Source organism: Aestuariivivens sp. NBU2969 (genome assembly GCF_019931125.1).
Classification (GTDB): Bacteria; Bacteroidota; Bacteroidia; order Flavobacteriales; family Flavobacteriaceae; genus Aestuariivivens; species Aestuariivivens marinum.
Genome location: NZ_JAIOUU010000004.1, coordinates 72928 through 90731, shown reverse-complemented (window position 1 = coordinate 90731; position 17804 = coordinate 72928). Strand labels below are relative to the sequence as shown.

Sequence of the window (17804 nt, the reverse complement as noted above, 5' to 3'; positions counted from 1 at the left end):
AGAAAATCTTGTTTTATTTTAACACTTTATTGTGAGGGGTTATTGCATTTTTAGAGTCTATTAATATAGTAAAAATAAAAAATCATAATATATGAGTGTCACTTTAAAAAAAAGACATTTGATACTTTTAATATCTTGTCTGTCTATCTGCTTTTTTTTCACAACAAAGTCAAATACTTTAGAGAAGTATGTTTCAGATAATACCCAAATAAGGTATTGTACTGTTAATGCTAATGATAGAGTTTTAAATGATGAAAAAAGAGTTGCGGAAATACAGCAAAGAATTTTTGAAATACATGATAAGTTATCACAAAGTATGGTAAAGGTTGAAACCGGAAACTCTTTTGCTAGTGGTGTTATGATTTCTGAAGATGGGTATATACTTACTGCTGCACATGTTATAGATGCGGTTGAAAAAAACTTCAAGGTTAGATTACATGATGGTTCACAGTATTTAGCAGTTTGTTTAGGAAAAGATTACACAGCGGATTATGGATTAATGAAAATAGAACCTCTAAAAAAACTTGTGTTTTCTCAATTAGGTGATGCTTCAAATTTAGCCAAAGATGAAGCTTGTTTAATGATTGGTTATCCAGGATCCTCAGAAAAAGACCCACAGGCTATTACTAGGATAGGTTTTTATAAAGGTATAACAGCTAATGATTATTTAAAAACATCATGTATTATGAAGCCTGGAGATTCAGGAGGACCATTATTTAATTTAAATGGTGAAGTTGTTGGTGTTTGCAGTTATATCAATAAAGAAATTGATGGAAATTTTTATTCTTCTGTAGAAAATGTAAAGAAAAATTGGAAAAGACTGATTTCAGGAGAGACAATAAATCATAAAAAGGTGAATTATGATGATAGTATTACTGAAGCTCCAAATACCGTTAATCCATTTGTATTGAAGGGAGGGAAAAAAACTTTAGTAAAAGTGTTGAGTGAGAAAAACAAAACAATTTATAAAGCTGTTGTTGAAATAAGAAGTATCCATGATTCTTCTATAGAGAAAATTACTCTAGGATCTATTTTTAGCAAAGATGGATATATTGTTGCAAAATCTTCTGAAATTGGAGAAGATCAAATATATTGTACATTATATAATGGTAGTATGTTTCAGGCCAGTCTTATTGGAAGAGATAAGGATAATGATTTAGCAGTATTAAAAATAAAAACAAAAGAGAAACTAAATAGTATTGATATCACAACTAAGCAATTAGTTTATGTTGGAGAGATATTAGGTACTGTTCTAAATAACGAACGTGTTGGATGGTCTGGAATTGTAGGCTTAGAAGCAGATATTATATCTACTAGAAATATAGGGTATTTAGGTGTTGATTTTAAACAAAGTGGTGTAGCAACTATAAAAAGTGTCTCTGACGGGCAAGCAGCAAATAAAGCTGGGTTGTTATCAGATGATAAAATTATAGAATTTAATTTAGTTTCTATAGGTGATTTTGACGATTTGATAAAAGCACTTTCAGATACAAAACCAGGGCAAAAAGTAGTAATTACAATCTTAAGAGATGATGCTGTAATGAATATTGATGTTGTGCTAGGAGAGCGAGATTTTAGTGAGCATAAGCATCACATAGCAGATAATGTGATAACCAATAGAGTAAAAGATGGATTTCCTTATGCTTATGCTCATGATATGCCATTAAATATAGATCAATGCGGTACGCCATTAATTAATTTAGATGGTAAAGTTGTGGGGCTTAATATATCTAGAAGAAATAGAGTGAGCTCATTAGCTATTCCTTTAGAACATTTAGAAAAAGTTTTAAGTCAAATATTAAGAACACCAGAAAACGATATTTAACAAAGTAGTTATACTTTTAATTTTCGGTTTATTCTTTAATGTTGATATTCTTCCTAAATTATTATTTATATTATATAATTAGTGAATAAAATTTTGAGGTGTTCTATAAAAGATGTAGTCTACATAGCTTTATTTTAAATTTTTTAATTCGAAATTATTTTAAATCAATTTTTTTCGCGAAATTTAAAAAACCTTTTTAGTAATGTTTCTAGCTACAACAAGAAAATATCTATTTTAAAGTCACTTATAATAGTGCAGGGTAAAGATTTAAAAAAAAAGCATAATTTTTCACTTTACCCCTCATTTTTTAGCAGGCTTTTATAATTAAAAGATTTGATTAGATGAAAACAATATCTCTTCCTATTCGGTTTGGTCTCGTTACAAGCGCTGTTTTAATAGCTTATTTTTTATTGCTGTCGCTATTTAATAAACACATTAATCCGGTATTTAGTTTTTTTAATGCAGTTATTACCGCTTTTGGTATTTATGAAGCTGTAAGAGTTTATAAATTGCAATATTTAGAGATGTTTTCATATGGAGAGGGTTTTAAAGCAGGCTTAATAACTGGGTCAATTGCCACCATTTTATTCACCGCTTTTTTTCTATTGTATGCTACTGAACTTAATACCGATTTTGTTTCACAATTGTTAGCCACTATAAAAGGCGGTTTCGACACTAATGTGGGCATGATAACTGCTGTGGTTGCTATTATGGGTTTTGCTACTACGGTTATTTGCACGCTTACTGTTATGCAGCTCTTTAAAAAAGAATCAAAATAATCTTCAAAATAAATAAAACGTTTGTAGTTTAATTAATTAGCAGTATATTTGCACCCGCCTTCCGAGAGGCAGGCTCATTTTTTTGATAAAAATTAATTAATAAAAACGTTACGCTATGTACGCAATTGTAGAGATAGCAGGGCAACAATTTAAAGTTGAAAAAGACCAAAAAGTTTTTGTTAATCGTTTACAAACTGAAGAAGGTAAGAAAGTAGCTTTCGATAATGTTCTTTTAGTAGGCGATGGTAACAATGTAACTGTTGGCGCCCCAGCTATAGACGGAGCACAAGTAAGTGCAAAAGTCTTAAAGCACCTAAAAGGTGATAAGGTTATAGTTTTCAAAAAGAAAAGACGTAAAGGTTACCGTGTAAAAAATGGTCACCGTCAAGCTTTAACCGAAATAGTAATTGAAGGTATTGCTGCTTCAGGAGCAAAAAAAGCTGCTCCTGCGAAAGTAGAAAAGAAAGCAGAACCAAAAGTAGAAGCTCCTAAACAAGAAGAAGCAACCCAAGATTTAAGCAAATTAACTGTTGCTGAGTTAAAGGAGATAGCAAAAGCAAAAGGTGTTGAAGGGATTTCTTCTATGAAGAAAGCCGATTTAATTGCTGCTTTAAGTTAATATTAAAATATAAAATCGAAATACAATGGCACATAAAAAAGGAGTCGGAAGTTCGAAAAACGGTAGAGAATCAGAATCGAAACGCTTAGGTGTTAAGATTTTTGGTGGTCAAGCTGCTATAGCTGGAAACATTATCGTAAGACAAAGAGGAAATACACACCACCCAGGTGAAAATGTATATGCTGGTAAAGACCATACATTACATGCCCAAATAGATGGTATTGTAAAGTTTACTAAGAAAAAAGACAACAAATCTTATGTTTCTATTGAGCCTTTTCAAGCTTAAGAAATAGGTTTCTTAAAATACTACTAAACCCTTTCTGTTTTCAGAAAGGGTTTTTTTATGGATTGAATGAACATTTTTAAGGGATGTTATATGTCTATTGGTATATGGATTGTAAGGGGTAAAATGAATTTGCTGGTTTGATTCAAGGGTAGTCAAGAAGACGAACGCTTCGACCGATTGTTGTAATTGCTGTTTATTATTACAGTTCTATCTAGGTTTAAAAAGAGTTCCTTAAAATAAGTTGAGATTCGTTATGAATATTTTTTATTTTAGGATTTAAAATCATTTTCACTAATAGTTCTCCCATTAATTCAAAATTTGTAGAAATGGTTGTGATGCCATCAGAAACGACAGATTTTAAAGGTGTTTCATTGTAAGAAATAAGTCCTATGTCTTGTCCTAAGATCCAATTTTCTTTTCGAACTGTCTTTACTACAGATGCTAAATCATTGTCATCAATTACCAAATAGGCGTCATTTGGTTTAATGGTTGCAGATGTTATATTAGATACAATAGAATATTTAATATGTTGGCCTTTGCAGTATTTTTCAAATCCTGTTTTAAGTTCTTTAGGGTGGTATGAAGGCTCGGGAAAAATAAAAATAAATCTTTTGTACTTTTTAATGCGTTCCTGTAATTGGTTTAAACAATTTGTTATATCCTGAAAGAATTCCTGCCCTACAAACCGCCATTTTTTATCTTGATCGTCATGTCGATCCAATAAAATTAATTTGTTTTCAGGTATTTGTTCGATAGACTTTTGTACTTCTTTAGTCTTAGGGAAGGGGCTTATGGCATAATGCGTATATTGCCCTAAATTTTCTTGAATAAGTCTTTCAAACATGTCGGCATTATAATGATGGAAAAAAATATTATATTTTCCTTTCTTCGTTAGGTGCAATTCAATTGATTTTACCAACGTGTTTTTGTAGGAGGATAATTCGTCAAGAAATAAAAAAAGATTTATTTCAAACACAATAGTTTTATTTGCAACAAAATATCCTTTTCCGTGAACCGCATTAAGAATACCACGATTGTTAAGTTTTTTATAAGCCCTGACGACGGTGTCTCTTGATACTGCAAACCGTTTCATCATTTCAGTAAGAGAAGGGACGCGTTCTCTATAAGATAACTCCCCATTTTCAATTAATTCTTCGATATAGCGAATAATTACATCAACTTTTGTTAGCATTTTAGTAACTGGTATTAACTAGTACGATATTTTTAATTATATTTGTCTACTAATAATAATTTAATCAAATATAATGAATATGTTAAAGGCTTTGTTGTTTTTTGTGCTGACCTTTTTTGTTATAAATGCGAAAGTTTTTGCCAAGGAATATTATGTTTCGGTAAAAGGGAATGATAATAATACAGGTTCAGCATCAGCGCCATTCAGAACGATTTCGGAAGCAGTTAAACATCTGTTTCCGGGTGATACTGTTACTGTACATGAAGGAGTTTATAGAGAATGGGTAAATCCAGTACGGGGAGGTAAGAGCGATTTAAAACGAATTGTTTTTAGAGCAGCACCAGGTGAAAAAGTTGAAATTAAAGGTTCAGAAGTAATAAACGGTTGGGAAAAAGTAGAGGGACATGTATGGAAAGTGGTGATACCTAATAGCTTTTTTGGTAGTTATAATCCTTATTCAGATTTGCTTACAGGGGATTGGTTGAACAATAAAGGAATAAATCACCATACTGGCGAAGTCTTTTTAAACGGCAAATCTTTATTTGAAAAATCAAAACTCGAAGATGTTATAGAATCCAAACCCTATTCGGATGCTCTGGACAAGGAAGCATCTAAATATACTTGGTACTGCGAAGTTGACGACCTCAATACTACAATTTGGGCGAACTTTCAAAAGTTTAACCCTAATAAAGAAAAGATAGAGATTAATGTCAGGAAAAGTTGTTTTTATTCCAGTAGACCAGGAATTAATTACATTACTGTTCGTGGTTTTATCATGAGCCAGGCAGCCACGCAGTGGGCGGCACCTACAGCCGAACAAATAGGGTTGATTGGAACGCATTGGAGCAAGGGCTGGATTATAGAAAATAATATTATTAGTAATTCCAAAGCAGTTGGCATAACCTTGGGTAAAGATAGATCTACAGGTCAAAATGTTTGGATGAACAATCCCGAAAAGGATGGTTCTACTCATTACAACGAGGTTATTTTTAGGGCTTTGGAAGCAGGATGGTCTAAAGAAAAAATAGGATCGCATATTGTGCGAAACAATGTAATTTTTAATTGTGAACAAGCGGGGATAGTTGGAAGTTTAGGAGCTGTTTACAGTAAGATTTACAATAACCATATATACGATATATGGACGAAACGGGCATTTTCCGGGGCCGAAATGGCTGGAATTAAAATACACGCATCTATCGATATGTTGATAATGAATAATTGGATACATAATACGGGAAGAGGTATATGGCTCGATTGGATGGCTCAAGGGGTAAGAGTCACGAGTAATTTATTTTATGACAATACAAAGGATGATTTGTTTGCGGAGGTGAACCATGGTCCTTATCTGGTTGATAATAATATATTTCTATCAAAAACTTCATTGACGGACTGGTCTGAAGGAGGGGCTTTTGCTCATAATTTATTTGCAGGCCAAATTGCTATTCTTAAAGTGTTGGATCGTTTTACCCCATATCATTTTCCACACTCAACGAAGGTAGCAGGTCTTAGGAATATTAATGGCGGAGACAACCGTTTTTTAAACAATGTTTTTGTAAGCCAGGACGGATTATCGGTATATAAAAATGCTGGATTTCCAAGTATATCCGAAGGGAATATATATTACAATGGGGCAAAGCCCTATGAAAAAGAAATAAATGCTATAGAGATTTCAGACAGGAACCCTTCATTTAAAATTGAAGAAAACGAAGGCGATGTTTACCTTATAACAGAATTAGGAGACTCAATTTTAAAGGTAAACACTCTAATGGTTACTACAAGGAGATTAGGTATTCCTATCATATCTGAATCTATTTATGAAAATAGGGATGGTACGTCTTTAACAATCGATACCGATTATTTTGGAAACGAACGTTCTTCGACAAACAATAAAATAGGGCCATTCAATAACCTGTCGCCTGGGAAAATAAAATTAAAGGTATGGAAGCAATAGAAAAAACTAAGAATACCGTTCAGAATAGGTTACAAAACAAAAAGGTCATAGTAACAGGAGCCGGAAACGGTATTGGAAGAGGTTTGGCTGAGGCCATGGGAATGCATGGAGCTAAAGTCGCTATATGTGCTACCAATCCTAAAACACTTTCAGAGACAGAAGAAATTCTTAAAAACAGTAATATTGAGGTTTTTAGTAAGGTTGTAGATATTAGAATTGAAGATGAAATTATAGACTTTGTAAAAGAAAGTGTTGCCTTTATGGGCGGCATAAATGTACTAATTAATAATGCAGCAGTGATGCCTTCTACCCGATTAGAGACATTAACATCTGAAACCATCGACCATGTACTTAGTGTCAATTTAAGAGCTCCTATTTTGTTTACGCGAGAGGTGGTTCCTTATATGAAAGAAGAAGGTGTAGGGTCTATAATACATATGTCTAGTGTAACAGGACACAATGGCTTTCCTGAGGTCGCTATTTATGGGGCGACCAAAGGAGGGTTAAATTCCCTTGCGAGAGGCCATGCCATGGAATTAGCGCCTTATAACATTAGGGTTAATTCGATTTCTCCTGGCACTGTAGATTCTCCTATGTTGCATAGGTTTGTTCAGGAAAATTCCAGTAATCCGGAAAAAGCATTATTAGAATTTAGTAGAATACACCCAAGGGGAACTGTTGCTTCAGTGGAAGAAGTTGCTAATACATTTGTGTTTTTGGCCAGTGATGAATCGGCTAATATAACAGCAACCGATATTAGATGTGATGGGGGATACTGCGTACAAGGGGTGCAACCAAAGTAAAAAGTAATAATCGTAAATATGAAGATTACAAAGCTAAAAACCTTGGTGGTAAATGCCGAAATGCGCAATTGGGTATTTGTTAAAATAGAAACCGATCAACCCGGACTCTTTGGATGGGGGGAAGCATCATTAGAATGGAAAACAAGAGCTCTTGTTGGAGCTTTAGAAGATTTTGAGGTTATGGTTGTTGGAGAAGATCCTCGAAATATTGAACATCTCTATCAAAAAATGTACAGGCAATCATTTTGGGCTTTGGGAGTTATTGGCATGTCGGCAATATCCGCAATAGAACAGGCGCTTTGGGATATAAAAGGGAAAGATTTAGGTGTTCCGGTATTTGAACTTTTAGGAGGAAAGGTTCGTGACAGGGTGCGTATGTATACCCATTTGGGAGGAGGCAACATGAAAGCTGTTTATGATACCTTTTCAGTAGAGCCCCTTATTGAACTCGCCAAAAATGTTATAGACAAGGGGTACACAGCATTGAAAGTAGTGTTTGTTCCTTATTCTAAAACCATAGAAGGCAGAAGTAAAGTAAAACAGTTTGCTAATATGTTTGGAAAATTAAGGGAGGCTGTTGGTGAGGATATTGATCTTATGGTAGATTTCCATGGCAGAACCACTCCCGCTATGGCCATTCAATACATAAATGCCATAGAAGAATACCATCCTTTCTTTTGTGAAGAGCCTGTGCGACCAGAAAATATAGACTCCATTAAAATGGTTACTGATAATACAAAAGTGCCAATAGCAACTGGTGAACGTCACGTATCTATTTATCAGTACAAGGAAATTTTCGAAAAAAATGCGGTTCACATCATACAACCTGATTTGTGTCATTGTGGGGGATTATGGGCCGCAAAAAAAATTGCAGCTATGGGAGAAGTATATAATATGGGAGTAGCTCCTCATAATCCTTTGGGACCTGTGGCCAATGCGGTAGCATTACATTTTGCTTTATCTACTCCTAATTTTTTAATTCAGGAAGATATGTTAACCGATGTGCCCTGGAGATGGGATGTGGTTGAAACAGAAATCACTTCTAAGAATGGATATTGGAATGTCCCTAAGAAACCAGGTTTGGGAATTGAAATCAATGAAGAGGAAGCTAAAAAACACCCATTTAAACAGGAATTTGTGCATTCAAATACTATTAGAGATGAAGATAATGCGATCTTAGACTGGTAAACTATTAAAAATATGGAAACTATTAAAGCAGATCTTATATACCCTATATCAGCAATTGTTGGAGAAGGAAGTTTGTGGGACGACGATAATCAGCAATTACTATGGGTAGATATTTTAGATCATAAAATTTATGCCTTCAATCCAAAAACGGGCTCAAATACAGGTTATGATCTGGGGCAAGATATAGGCACTGTAGTTATTACCGAATCTGGTTTATGGGCTTATGCCGATCAAGATGGGATAGGTTATTTCGACTCCAAAACAGGACATAAAATAGATGGGCCTAAACCAGAACTTAACCATCCGGAAATTCGTTTTAATGATGGGAAATGTGATCCAAGAGGTACATTTTGGGCTGGAACAATGGCCTATGATTGCAGGGTAGGTGCTGGTGTTTTGTATGAGTTTGATGCAATGGGTAACACGATAGAAAAAATAAAAAACACAACCATATCAAATGGATTGGTTTGGAGTATGGATGGTTCTAAATTTTATTTTATTGATTCTCTAACCTACGAAGTACATCAATATGATTATGATTTAAAAACAGGACATATTAAAAATAAAAAAGTGGTAGCGGTTGTTGATAAAGAAATTGGGCTGCCAGATGGAATGGCTATCGATACAGAAGACCATCTTTGGGTAGCTCTCTATGGAGGAGGAAAAGTGATACGAATAAATCCGGAAACAGGAGCTGTTGTATTCGAAGTGATACTTCCCGTGCCTTATATTACATCCTGTGTCTTTGGCGGGGAAAATTTGGATGAACTTTATATTACCTCGGCAAGTTATTCTATGTCTAAAGAACAATTGGAGGAATACCCACTTTCGGGGTCTCTGTTTAAAGTTAAAGTTCCTTTTAAAGGTATTTTGCCAAACAAAATGAAAGATAACCTTAAACAAAGTAACACATGATAACGGGAAAAAGTTTAATTGCAGGAAATTGGGAAGAGGGTCTTGGAGAGGAGTTTTCATCGTATAATCCTGTAGATGATAAAAAATTAAATGATTTCAAAGGCGTTAATGCTTCTCAAATTAATATTGCAGTTATTCAGGCAACTATAGCCTATTCATCATTTAAGTCACTCAATTTTGATGAACGAGCTACATTTATAGAGGATGTTGCATCAGAGATAGAAAATTTAGGAGACGAACTCCTTGAAGTATGTAATGAGGAGACAGGTTTAGGGTTGCCGCGTTTAAAGGGAGAGAGAGGTCGTACCTGTGGGCAATTAAGAGCCTTTGCAAATTTAATTCGGGAAGGGAGTTGGCAACAAGCAAGTATAGATACGGCTTTGCTCGCTAGAATACCTTTGCCAAAACCCGATATTAGAAGAGTACTACAGCCTCTGGGGCCTGTTGCTGTTTTTTCTGCATCTAATTTCCCTTTAGCATTTTCTACATTAGGAGGTGATACGGCTTCAGCATTGGCAGCAGGAAATCCGGTAATTGTTAAAGGACATCCAAGTCATCCGGCAACATCAGAATTATGTGCCAAAGCTATTGAAAAAGCGATTGAAAAAAATAATCTATCTAAAGGTATATTTAGTTTGTTACAAGGGGGCTCCCCTTCCGTTAGTTCAAATTTAGTTCAACATCCTAATGTTGAAGCAGTAGGTTTTACCGGAAGTACACATGTTGGTAGAATACTATTTAATTTGGCAGCTTCAAGGCCCAAACCAATTCCGGTATATGCAGAAATGGGAAGTACTAACCCTCTATTTGTATTACCAAACGCTATAGGAAATAGAGGAAGAGACATAGCGAAAGGTTTGGCGGGTTCGGTAACATTAGGAACAGGACAATTTTGTACAAAACCAGGACTTGTTTTTATCGTAAAATCTGAAAATTCCGAAACGTTTAAAGATGCCTTAGTAACATCCATCAATGACATTCAAACAGGAAACTTACTTAATCAGGGTGTAAAATCCGGTTTAAATAAAAAACTTAAAGAAAATGCAGCTAGAAAAGAGGTGGCAACCTTGGCTGGAGGCAGTATTAATGAAGGGACTGTATTCTCAATACAAGGTAAAGATTTCTTAAAGTATCCAGAACTGGAAGATGAAATATTCGGTCCTGTCGTATTAGTTGTAGAGTGTGAGGATATGGAGGAATTAATGGGAGTAGCCAAACAGTTAAACGGCCATTTAACAGGGACGATCCATTCGGATAATGATAAAGAGAGTATTGCTTTGAAGGAAATTCTTGAAGATAAAGTTGGGCGTATTATTTATAACGGATTCCCTACGGGGGTCGAGGTTTGTTCGTCTATGCATCATGGAGGGCCTTATCCGTCTTCAACATCTGTACTTGCAACTTCCGTTGGGATCGCAGCCATTAAGCGTTTTTGCAAAGTTACATGCTACCAGAATGCGCCTCAAGAGCACCTTCCTGAAGCCTTAAAAAATGAAAACCCAAGAGGGATTGTGAGATTGTTAAATGGAAAATATTCCACCGAAAGATTATAGGTATGAATAACATTAATTTTAATGAAATCATACCAAACCTAGCGGAGGAAGGTATTTGGGTGGGCAGGTGCATGGTGCCAGCTTCATTGGCATATAAAGGAATTAAAGGGCCGCATGTAGTTAAGGTTGAAAAAGGGATGGTTTACGACCTTTCTAACCATTTTAATTCTACTAGTAAATTATTTAATACAAAAGAGGTGGGGACTTTTTTAGAGAGTTTAAAAGATTTGCCGGAAATAGGAGTGTTAACAGATATTCTAAAAAATTCCATTTATTCTCAAAAAAATAATGCAATACCTTATTTTTTAGCTCCTAATGATATTCAATCTATAAAAGCATGTGGTGTAACTTTTATTAAAAGTTTATTAGAAAGGGTTATAGAAGAAAAGGCTGGTGGCGATGCAAAAAAAGCTTCTAAAATTAGGAAAACAATTAATGATGTACTTGGGAGCGATTTAAGTCAAGTAAAACCAGGATCTTTAGAAACAGAGGAATTAAAAAAGCAATTTAAAAAAGCAGGTATTTGGTCTCAATATTTAGAGGTAGGAATAGGAAAAGATGCAGAGGTCTTTACAAAAGGTCAACCTATGTCCTCGGTTGGTTTTGGTGCAGAGATTGGCGTTTTAAAAGATTCTAAATGGAACAATCCTGAGCCGGAAATCGTATTGGCAGTTTCATCGGAAGGGAAAATCGTGGGAGCATCTTTAGGAAATGATGTAAATCTTAGAGATTATGAAGGTAGAAGTGCTTTATTGCTTGGAGAAGCAAAAGATCAAAATGGTTCGTGTTCTATAGGCCCTTTGTTTAGGTTATTTGATGACTCTTTTGGGATAGAAGATATTATGAATTGTAATGTTGAATTATCGATAAGAGGTCTTGATGGATTTCATTCTCAGGGCGCTAATAAAATGAATGAAATAAGCAGAACTCCTGAAGATCTGGTCTCTCAGGTCATTGGAGATAGTCATCAGTATCCGGACGGAATTGTTCTTTTTTTGGGAACTATGTTTGCTCCATCGGAAGATAGAAATAAAATAGGCGAGGGGTTTACTCATAAAATAGGTGATATGGTAAAAATATCTACCAAACAACTAGGGGTCTTATTAAATTGGGTAAATACCTGTGACCAATTACCTAAATGGGAATTTGGTATTTCTGCGTTTATCGATTATTCTATAATAAGATCGCTATCGTGAACTTTAAAATTATCCAAAAATCGTTACACGGTTTAAACCACCCAAGAGTTTAGTATGGGTATTAGTCATGAATAAAAAGAGTAAAAGAGCTATTGATTAAAATACTTAGAAAAATGAAACATAATCCAAACTTAATTTATATCATTACAGTTATCGCAACACTTGGAGGGTTACTCTTTGGATACGACACAGCAGTTATCTCTGGAGCCGAAAAATCGATTCAGGTATTTTTGATTGAAAGTCAGGGTTTAAGTTTGTTTTTACATGGTGTTACGGTTTCATCAGCGCTGCTTGGCTGTATTGTAGGAAGTGCTATATCGGGTTATTTGTCTTTAGGAATTGGCAGGAAACCGGCCTTAATTATCGCAGGGGTCTTATTCTTGTTGTCTGCTTTAGGCTCCGGAAACCCTGAATTTTTGTTTTTTGAAAGAGGGGTGCCTACAATGGGTTTACTTTGGATGTTTAATTTCTACCGTATTATTGGAGGAATTGGAGTAGGATTAGCATCTGCTGTTTGTCCTGTGTACATAGGGGAAATTGCACCATCCGAAATGAGAGGGAAATTGGTTTCTTTAAATCAGTTTGCTATTATTTTTGGAATGTTGGTAGTTTATTTTGTTAATTGGGGGATCGCCGAAGGACAAAACATAGAATGGATAAATACAATTGGATGGAGAAGAATGTTTGTGTCGGAAGCCATTCCAGCGGCCATATTTACCATATTAATGTATTTTATGCCCGAATCTCCAAGATATTTGGCTCTGAAGAGCAAGGATACAAAAGCACTGTCTATACTTACACTTATTAATGGAGAAAACAAGGCCAAAGAAATAATAAATGAAATTAAAAGTACGGTAGAAACTACTAAGAGTAAATTGTATTCCTATGGAAAAAAAGTAATTGTAATAGGTGTGTTATTAACTGTTTTTCAGCAATGCGTTGGGATAAATGTTGTTTTATATTATGCTCCGCGTATATTTGAAAGCATGGGGGTTGCTAAAGACGCTTCTATGTTACAAACTATTATTATGGGACTTGTAAATGTTGTTTTTACCATTGTCGCAATTCTAAATGTTGATAAATGGGGAAGAAAACCTCTACTTATAGTAGGTTCTATTGGAATGGCAATTGGTATGATTGCTATTTCATTTTTAGCTTTTCTGGATATCATAGGGGTTTCTACTTTGATATTTATAGTTGTTTTCACGGCATCTTTTATGATGAGTTGGGGGCCAGTTTGCTGGGTGCTGATTTCAGAAATTTTCCCAAATAGAATTAGAGGCAAAGGGGTTGCTCTTGCTGTTTCAGGAATATGGATTTCAAATTTCTTAATTTCTTCTACATATCCTCCAATGATGGAATTTAGTAGTGCAGGTACATATCTTTTTTATGGTGTGATAAGTATTATTTCCGGAATATTTGTTTGGAAATTTGTTCCGGAAACGAAAGGAAAATCGTTAGAGGAAATAGAAAAATTTTGGAAGCCCTAAAATGAACTTCGTAATTGGGAACGTAAATGAAAATGTTTTGGGTATGTTGTGCTGTTCAGAAAATAAGATCGGGAATTTTATCCCTTTCTGTTTTTCGTAATAATATGATATATAAAAAGCCAGAACATTAGTGTTGGGTTTTTTAAATAATGAGTATCTATCCTTTCTGTTTTGACAAATAAGTAGCCAAAGAAGCAAATTATTCAAAAGAAAGTACATTGGCTAAACCTGTAGGCATCATTGATGTTTCCTGGGTTTCCCTGCTGGAAATATCACTTGCTTTTATAGTGAACTCCTATCCGGCAATATTGCGCATCACTAATTTGTCTGGAGTCTCAGAGGTCACAAAACCAGCATGACTATTCCCGTTTTTGGTGTTTACCATCACTGTAGCAAAACCTTGAGAAATGGAAGCGTTTGGTTTTATAGTTAAATCAAAATAAAACGTCATAATTCAGCACATAAAAAAAGTTCTTCAGGATTATGTCCATATTTTCTCCTGATACTTTTTGCCTGCGCCGCATCATTTCTTTTATGGTACGTTACATTATCTAGGACAATGACCAATTGTTTGGGGGGCATGGCAGCAATTCTTGTGTAAGCTATGCATAAAACACATCTGAATTAACATAGGTATCGTATAAGCAGACATTGAACAACTTAAAATCCACTATGGTTCCAATAACATTTACCCGACCTCTTGAATGTCAATCTTTCTTTGCACAGCACCTTAGCCCTTTTGGGCTATAGCCATAGTTCCTTGGTGCATCAACGGCAAACCCGCTTTCATCGATATAAACAATAGGCCGTTTTTCAACAAACTCATAATGGAATATTTTCAGTTGGAATATAAGTCTGGATAGCCAATTCGCTTTAGGATGGAAAAGCGTTTTTTTATAGCTGATTTTCATGTGTTAATATTTATTGTTTTTTAATGGTTACATGGAACACCCAAATTAACATTCTGCTGTGTGATTAAACTTTAATAATGGGTGTTTCATTCCTTGAAACTTTATATGTTAGTAATAGAATGCAGTTGCCTTTAAAAGGAATTTTGCTTGTCGGTTACTAAAAAATAAAACCCTCACATCACTGCAAGGGTTCTTAATTATCATAGATGCTGAAAACCAGTTCAGCATGACAAAACTTAATATCTATAATACTCAGGTTTAAAAGGTCCTTCAACCTGTACGCCAATATATTCGGCTTGGTCTTCACGAAGTTCGGTAAGCTCCACACCAATTTTAGCTAAGTGTAATTTTGCTACTTTTTCGTCTAAATGTTTTGGTAACATATAAACGTTGTTTTCGTAGGCTTCGCTATTGTTCCAAAGTTCAATCTGTGCTAAAGTTTGGTTGGTAAATGAGTTGCTCATTACAAAACTTGGGTGCCCGGTAGCACAGCCTAAGTTTACCAAACGCCCTTCGGCAAGGATAATAATGTCTTTTCCGTTAATGGTGTACTTGTCAACTTGTGGTTTGATGGTGTTTTTGGTATGACCATGGTTTTTGTTCAGCCAAGCCATATCAATTTCATTATCAAAATGCCCAATATTACACACAATGGCTTTGTCCTTTAAAGCTTCAAAATGTTCGCCACGCACAATATCTTTATTTCCCGTAGTGGTAATAACAATATCGGTATTGCCGATAACGGTTTCCAGTTTTTTAACCTCAAAACCGTCCATAGCAGCTTGTAAAGCACAAATAGGGTCAATCTCAGTAACCGTAACAATACTACCAGCACCTTTAAAAGAGGCAGCAGTTCCTTTACCCACATCGCCATAGCCACAAACCGTAACACGCTTACCAGCCAACATGACATCGGTTGCGCGACGAATGGCGTCTACGGCACTTTCACGACAGCCATATTTATTGTCAAATTTACTTTTGGTTACACTATCATTGATGTTTATGGCAGGCATAGGTAATGTGCCTTTTTTAACACGCTCATACAGTCTGTGAACTCCAGTTGTAGTTTCTTCACTTAAGCCTTTTATGCCAGCGGTCAACTCAGGATATTTATCCAGAACCATATTGGTTAGGTCGCCACCATCATCTAAAATCATGTTTAGGGGCTTACGGTCTTCGCCAAAAAACAAGGTTTGTTCAATACACCAATCGAATTCTTCTTCGGTCATGTTTTTCCAAGCATAAACAGCAGTGCCTGCGGCGGCGATTGCAGCAGCGGCTTGGTCTTGCGTAGAGAAAATGTTGCAGGAGCTCCAAGTTACTTCAGCACCCAAAGCTTGAAGGGTTTCAATAAGTACAGCTGTTTGAATAGTCATGTGCAAACAACCGGCAATTCTTGCGCCTTTTAAGGGTTGTGAATCTTTATACTCTTTACGCAGACTCATAAGTCCAGGCATTTCTGCTTCGGCCAATTCAATCTCTTTTCTACCCCATTCTGCAAGCGATATATCCTTTACTTTATGCCCTACATACGGAATTGTTTTCGTATCCATATTTCTAATTTCTATATTTTAAAAATGTTACTTGCCTTTGGGTTTAAACGGTAAATAGTTAACTTCGCTAAGTTAAAAACCAAATGCGCCTAAGGCGCTGCAAAGATAACCAATAACTTTCAGATTATTAAATGCCACTATTTAAAACTATTGATGTAAACTCACAAACTACTGTTAAAATCTGGAAGATTACCGAGTCTTTTAATGTTTTAAAACGTGAGATAAACTTAAAGCCAGAAAATGAAACGCGAGTTTTGGGGATGAAAAGTGAAATCCATCAATGTGGTTTTTTAAGTGTTAGGTGTTTGCTAAATAAATTTGGTTATAAGGATTCCGATTTGTTTTATGATGTCAATGGGAAGCCACATTTAATGGACGGTAAGCATATTTCAATAAGTCATTCGTTTATTTTTTCAGCAGTTATTATTAGTAATGAACCAGTAGGTATTGATATTGAAAAGCAACGCGATAAAATCGCTGTAATAAAACACAAGTTTTTAGATTATGAATGTTCTTATTTGAATGAAAATGATGCCGACCATATAAAACAACTAACGGTATTATGGTGCATTAAAGAAAGTTTGTACAAACTATATGCAATGCCAGGGTTAAGTTTTAAAAACCATTGCTTGGTGATTCCATTTTCAAATGGCGAAGATGTTACGGCTGCATGGATAGATTATAATGATCTAAAAACAAAATTTGCAGTGCGATATTTGGAATTTGAAGGCTTTACCTGTTCCTATGCTTTAAAAAGTATATAAAACATTTGTGAATTTATGGGTATTAAAAATTCCATTTATCAAAATATATTAAAATCAATCTCTTCAAATTATCCACTTTTAGCGGTTTTAATAGATCCTGATAAATTTCCTATTGAAAATACAGAAGCCTTTATTCAAAAAGTAAACAAATCTGTAGCAACACATATATTTGTTGGAGGTAGTTTGGTTGAAAAACATGCAACTGACCAATTGGTCGAGGCAATAAAAATTAAGACAAGTATACCTGTGGTGATTTTTCCTGGTGATTTGACCCAGATTTCCGGAAAGGCTGATGCCTTATTGTTTTTATCCTTAATTTCTGGGAGAAATCCAGACTATTTGATTGGAAAGCATGTAGAAGCTATTTCTGTATTGCGTAAAAAGGAGCTTGAGGTGATTTCTACAGGCTATATTTTAATTGAAAATGGAAAAACAACGGCTGTAGAACGGGTTACGAAAACCAAACCAATTCCAAGATCTAATATTCAAAATATAGTAGATACTGCTAAGGCAGGAGCGTATTTGGGAATGAAATTAATGTATCTAGAAGCAGGAAGTGGTGCGAAACACCCAATATCTGTTAAAATTATTCAGGCGGTGAAAAAAGAATTAAATCTGCCTTTAATTGTTGGTGGAGGCATTAAAACAAAACAACAATTGGAAATGGCTTACAATGCCGGAGCCAATATGGTCGTTATTGGTACGGCCTTAGAAGATGACGAATCGTTTTTTGAAGATTTAAAAAAAGAATAAATATACATGATAATAGAACAAAGACG

The 17804-nt window shown here is 35.0% G+C and carries 17 protein-coding genes; 13 read left to right on the top strand and 4 right to left on the bottom strand.

Annotation, left to right across the window (positions count from 1 at the left end):
* Window positions 1-91 precede the first annotated feature (91 nt).
* The 4 genes from K7G79_RS04740 to rpmA all read left to right on the top strand — a co-directional run bounded on the left by K7G79_RS04740 (window position 92) and on the right by rpmA (window position 3509).
* The gene (locus tag K7G79_RS04740; protein WP_223549661.1) at window positions 92-1825 is read left to right on the top strand and encodes a S1C family serine protease; all 1734 of its coding nucleotides are present in this window, start codon (window positions 92-94) and stop codon (window positions 1823-1825) included.
* A 341-nt stretch (window positions 1826-2166) separates the two neighbouring features.
* Window positions 2167-2604 carry a DUF4199 domain-containing protein gene (locus K7G79_RS04735; RefSeq protein WP_223549660.1) on the top strand — a complete coding sequence of 146 codons (438 nt, stop codon included), beginning with the start codon at window positions 2167-2169 and terminating at the stop codon, window positions 2602-2604.
* A gap of 115 nt (window positions 2605-2719) precedes the next feature.
* Window positions 2720-3223: a 50S ribosomal protein L21 gene (gene rplU, locus K7G79_RS04730; RefSeq protein WP_223549658.1), complete on the top strand. Its 504-nt coding sequence runs from the start codon at window positions 2720-2722 to the stop codon at window positions 3221-3223.
* Between the two features lie 25 nt (window positions 3224-3248).
* Window positions 3249-3509 (top strand): 50S ribosomal protein L27, encoded by a 261-nt coding sequence (gene rpmA, locus K7G79_RS04725; RefSeq protein WP_223549656.1) that lies wholly within the window; start codon window positions 3249-3251, stop codon window positions 3507-3509.
* Between the two features lie 217 nt (window positions 3510-3726).
* Here rpmA and K7G79_RS04720 read toward each other — a convergent pair whose 3' ends face one another.
* Window positions 3727-4701, bottom strand: coding sequence for a GntR family transcriptional regulator (locus K7G79_RS04720; protein ID WP_223549654.1), 975 nt, complete (start codon window positions 4699-4701; stop codon window positions 3727-3729).
* 73 nt (window positions 4702-4774) lie between these two features.
* Here K7G79_RS04720 and K7G79_RS04715 point away from each other — a divergent pair, with 73 nt between their 5' ends.
* From K7G79_RS04715 to xylE, 7 genes are all read left to right on the top strand, one after another.
* Window positions 4775-6652 (top strand): right-handed parallel beta-helix repeat-containing protein, encoded by a 1878-nt coding sequence (locus K7G79_RS04715; RefSeq protein WP_223549652.1) that lies wholly within the window; start codon window positions 4775-4777, stop codon window positions 6650-6652.
* Window positions 6640-7455 (top strand): SDR family NAD(P)-dependent oxidoreductase, encoded by an 816-nt coding sequence (locus K7G79_RS04710; protein ID WP_223549650.1) that lies wholly within the window; start codon window positions 6640-6642, stop codon window positions 7453-7455. The genes K7G79_RS04715 and K7G79_RS04710 overlap by 13 nt, the downstream gene beginning before the upstream one ends.
* 18 nt (window positions 7456-7473) lie before the next feature.
* The gene (dgoD, locus tag K7G79_RS04705; protein ID WP_223549648.1) at window positions 7474-8643 is read left to right on the top strand and encodes a galactonate dehydratase; all 1170 of its coding nucleotides are present in this window, start codon (window positions 7474-7476) and stop codon (window positions 8641-8643) included.
* 12 nt (window positions 8644-8655) lie between these two features.
* Window positions 8656-9558 carry an SMP-30/gluconolactonase/LRE family protein gene (locus K7G79_RS04700; protein ID WP_223549646.1) on the top strand — a complete coding sequence of 301 codons (903 nt, stop codon included), beginning with the start codon at window positions 8656-8658 and terminating at the stop codon, window positions 9556-9558.
* A complete protein-coding gene (locus K7G79_RS04695; protein ID WP_223549644.1) occupies window positions 9555-11111 on the top strand; it encodes an aldehyde dehydrogenase (NADP(+)) in 1557 nt (518 codons plus the stop codon). Before K7G79_RS04700 ends, K7G79_RS04695 begins: the two co-directional genes overlap by 4 nt.
* A gap of 2 nt (window positions 11112-11113) precedes the next feature.
* Window positions 11114-12307, top strand: a complete 1194-nt coding sequence (locus K7G79_RS04690; protein WP_223549642.1) for a fumarylacetoacetate hydrolase family protein — start codon at window positions 11114-11116, stop codon at window positions 12305-12307.
* A 92-nt stretch (window positions 12308-12399) separates the two neighbouring features.
* Window positions 12400-13797, top strand: a complete 1398-nt coding sequence (xylE, locus tag K7G79_RS04685; RefSeq protein ID WP_223549640.1) for a D-xylose transporter XylE — start codon at window positions 12400-12402, stop codon at window positions 13795-13797.
* Between the two features lie 295 nt (window positions 13798-14092).
* Here the strand turns inward: xylE and K7G79_RS04680 are convergent, their stop codons facing one another.
* The 3 genes from K7G79_RS04680 to ahcY form a co-directional block, all read right to left on the bottom strand.
* Window positions 14093-14248, bottom strand: a complete 156-nt coding sequence (locus tag K7G79_RS04680; RefSeq protein WP_223549638.1) for a hypothetical protein — start codon at window positions 14246-14248, stop codon at window positions 14093-14095.
* Window positions 14249-14504: 256 nt separating this feature from the next.
* On the bottom strand, window positions 14505-14708 hold the full coding sequence (locus tag K7G79_RS04675) for a hypothetical protein (RefSeq protein ID WP_223549636.1): 204 nt from the start codon (window positions 14706-14708) through the stop codon (window positions 14505-14507).
* A gap of 236 nt (window positions 14709-14944) precedes the next feature.
* A complete protein-coding gene (ahcY, locus tag K7G79_RS04670; protein WP_223549634.1) occupies window positions 14945-16261 on the bottom strand; it encodes an adenosylhomocysteinase in 1317 nt (438 codons plus the stop codon).
* 131 nt (window positions 16262-16392) lie between these two features.
* Here ahcY and K7G79_RS04665 point away from each other — a divergent pair, with 131 nt between their 5' ends.
* The gene (locus K7G79_RS04665) at window positions 16393-17025 is read left to right on the top strand and encodes a 4'-phosphopantetheinyl transferase superfamily protein (protein ID WP_223549632.1); all 633 of its coding nucleotides are present in this window, start codon (window positions 16393-16395) and stop codon (window positions 17023-17025) included.
* 15 nt (window positions 17026-17040) lie between these two features.
* On the top strand, window positions 17041-17778 hold the full coding sequence (locus tag K7G79_RS04660) for a geranylgeranylglyceryl/heptaprenylglyceryl phosphate synthase (protein WP_223549631.1): 738 nt from the start codon (window positions 17041-17043) through the stop codon (window positions 17776-17778).
* The last annotated feature ends 26 nt before the right edge of the window (window positions 17779-17804 follow it).

Coding starts and splice junctions, on each gene's coding strand:
- rpmA (WP_223549656.1), top strand. CDS start 3,249: ATGGCACATAAAAAAGGAGTCGGAAGTTCGAAAAACGGTAGAGAATCA.
- K7G79_RS04680 (WP_223549638.1), bottom strand. CDS start 14,248: ATGACGTTTTATTTTGATTTAACTATAAAACCAAACGCTTCCATTTCT.
- K7G79_RS04695 (WP_223549644.1), top strand. CDS start 9,555: ATGATAACGGGAAAAAGTTTAATTGCAGGAAATTGGGAAGAGGGTCTT.
- K7G79_RS04710 (WP_223549650.1), top strand. CDS start 6,640: ATGGAAGCAATAGAAAAAACTAAGAATACCGTTCAGAATAGGTTACAA.
- K7G79_RS04740 (WP_223549661.1), top strand. CDS start 92: ATGAGTGTCACTTTAAAAAAAAGACATTTGATACTTTTAATATCTTGT.
- K7G79_RS04660 (WP_223549631.1), top strand. CDS start 17,041: ATGGGTATTAAAAATTCCATTTATCAAAATATATTAAAATCAATCTCT.
- K7G79_RS04690 (WP_223549642.1), top strand. CDS start 11,114: ATGAATAACATTAATTTTAATGAAATCATACCAAACCTAGCGGAGGAA.
- rplU (WP_223549658.1), top strand. CDS start 2,720: ATGTACGCAATTGTAGAGATAGCAGGGCAACAATTTAAAGTTGAAAAA.
- ahcY (WP_223549634.1), bottom strand. CDS start 16,261: ATGGATACGAAAACAATTCCGTATGTAGGGCATAAAGTAAAGGATATA.
- K7G79_RS04665 (WP_223549632.1), top strand. CDS start 16,393: ATGCCACTATTTAAAACTATTGATGTAAACTCACAAACTACTGTTAAA.
- dgoD (WP_223549648.1), top strand. CDS start 7,474: ATGAAGATTACAAAGCTAAAAACCTTGGTGGTAAATGCCGAAATGCGC.
- K7G79_RS04675 (WP_223549636.1), bottom strand. CDS start 14,708: ATGAAAATCAGCTATAAAAAAACGCTTTTCCATCCTAAAGCGAATTGG.
- K7G79_RS04735 (WP_223549660.1), top strand. CDS start 2,167: ATGAAAACAATATCTCTTCCTATTCGGTTTGGTCTCGTTACAAGCGCT.
- K7G79_RS04720 (WP_223549654.1), bottom strand. CDS start 4,701: ATGCTAACAAAAGTTGATGTAATTATTCGCTATATCGAAGAATTAATT.
- K7G79_RS04715 (WP_223549652.1), top strand. CDS start 4,775: ATGAATATGTTAAAGGCTTTGTTGTTTTTTGTGCTGACCTTTTTTGTT.
- K7G79_RS04700 (WP_223549646.1), top strand. CDS start 8,656: ATGGAAACTATTAAAGCAGATCTTATATACCCTATATCAGCAATTGTT.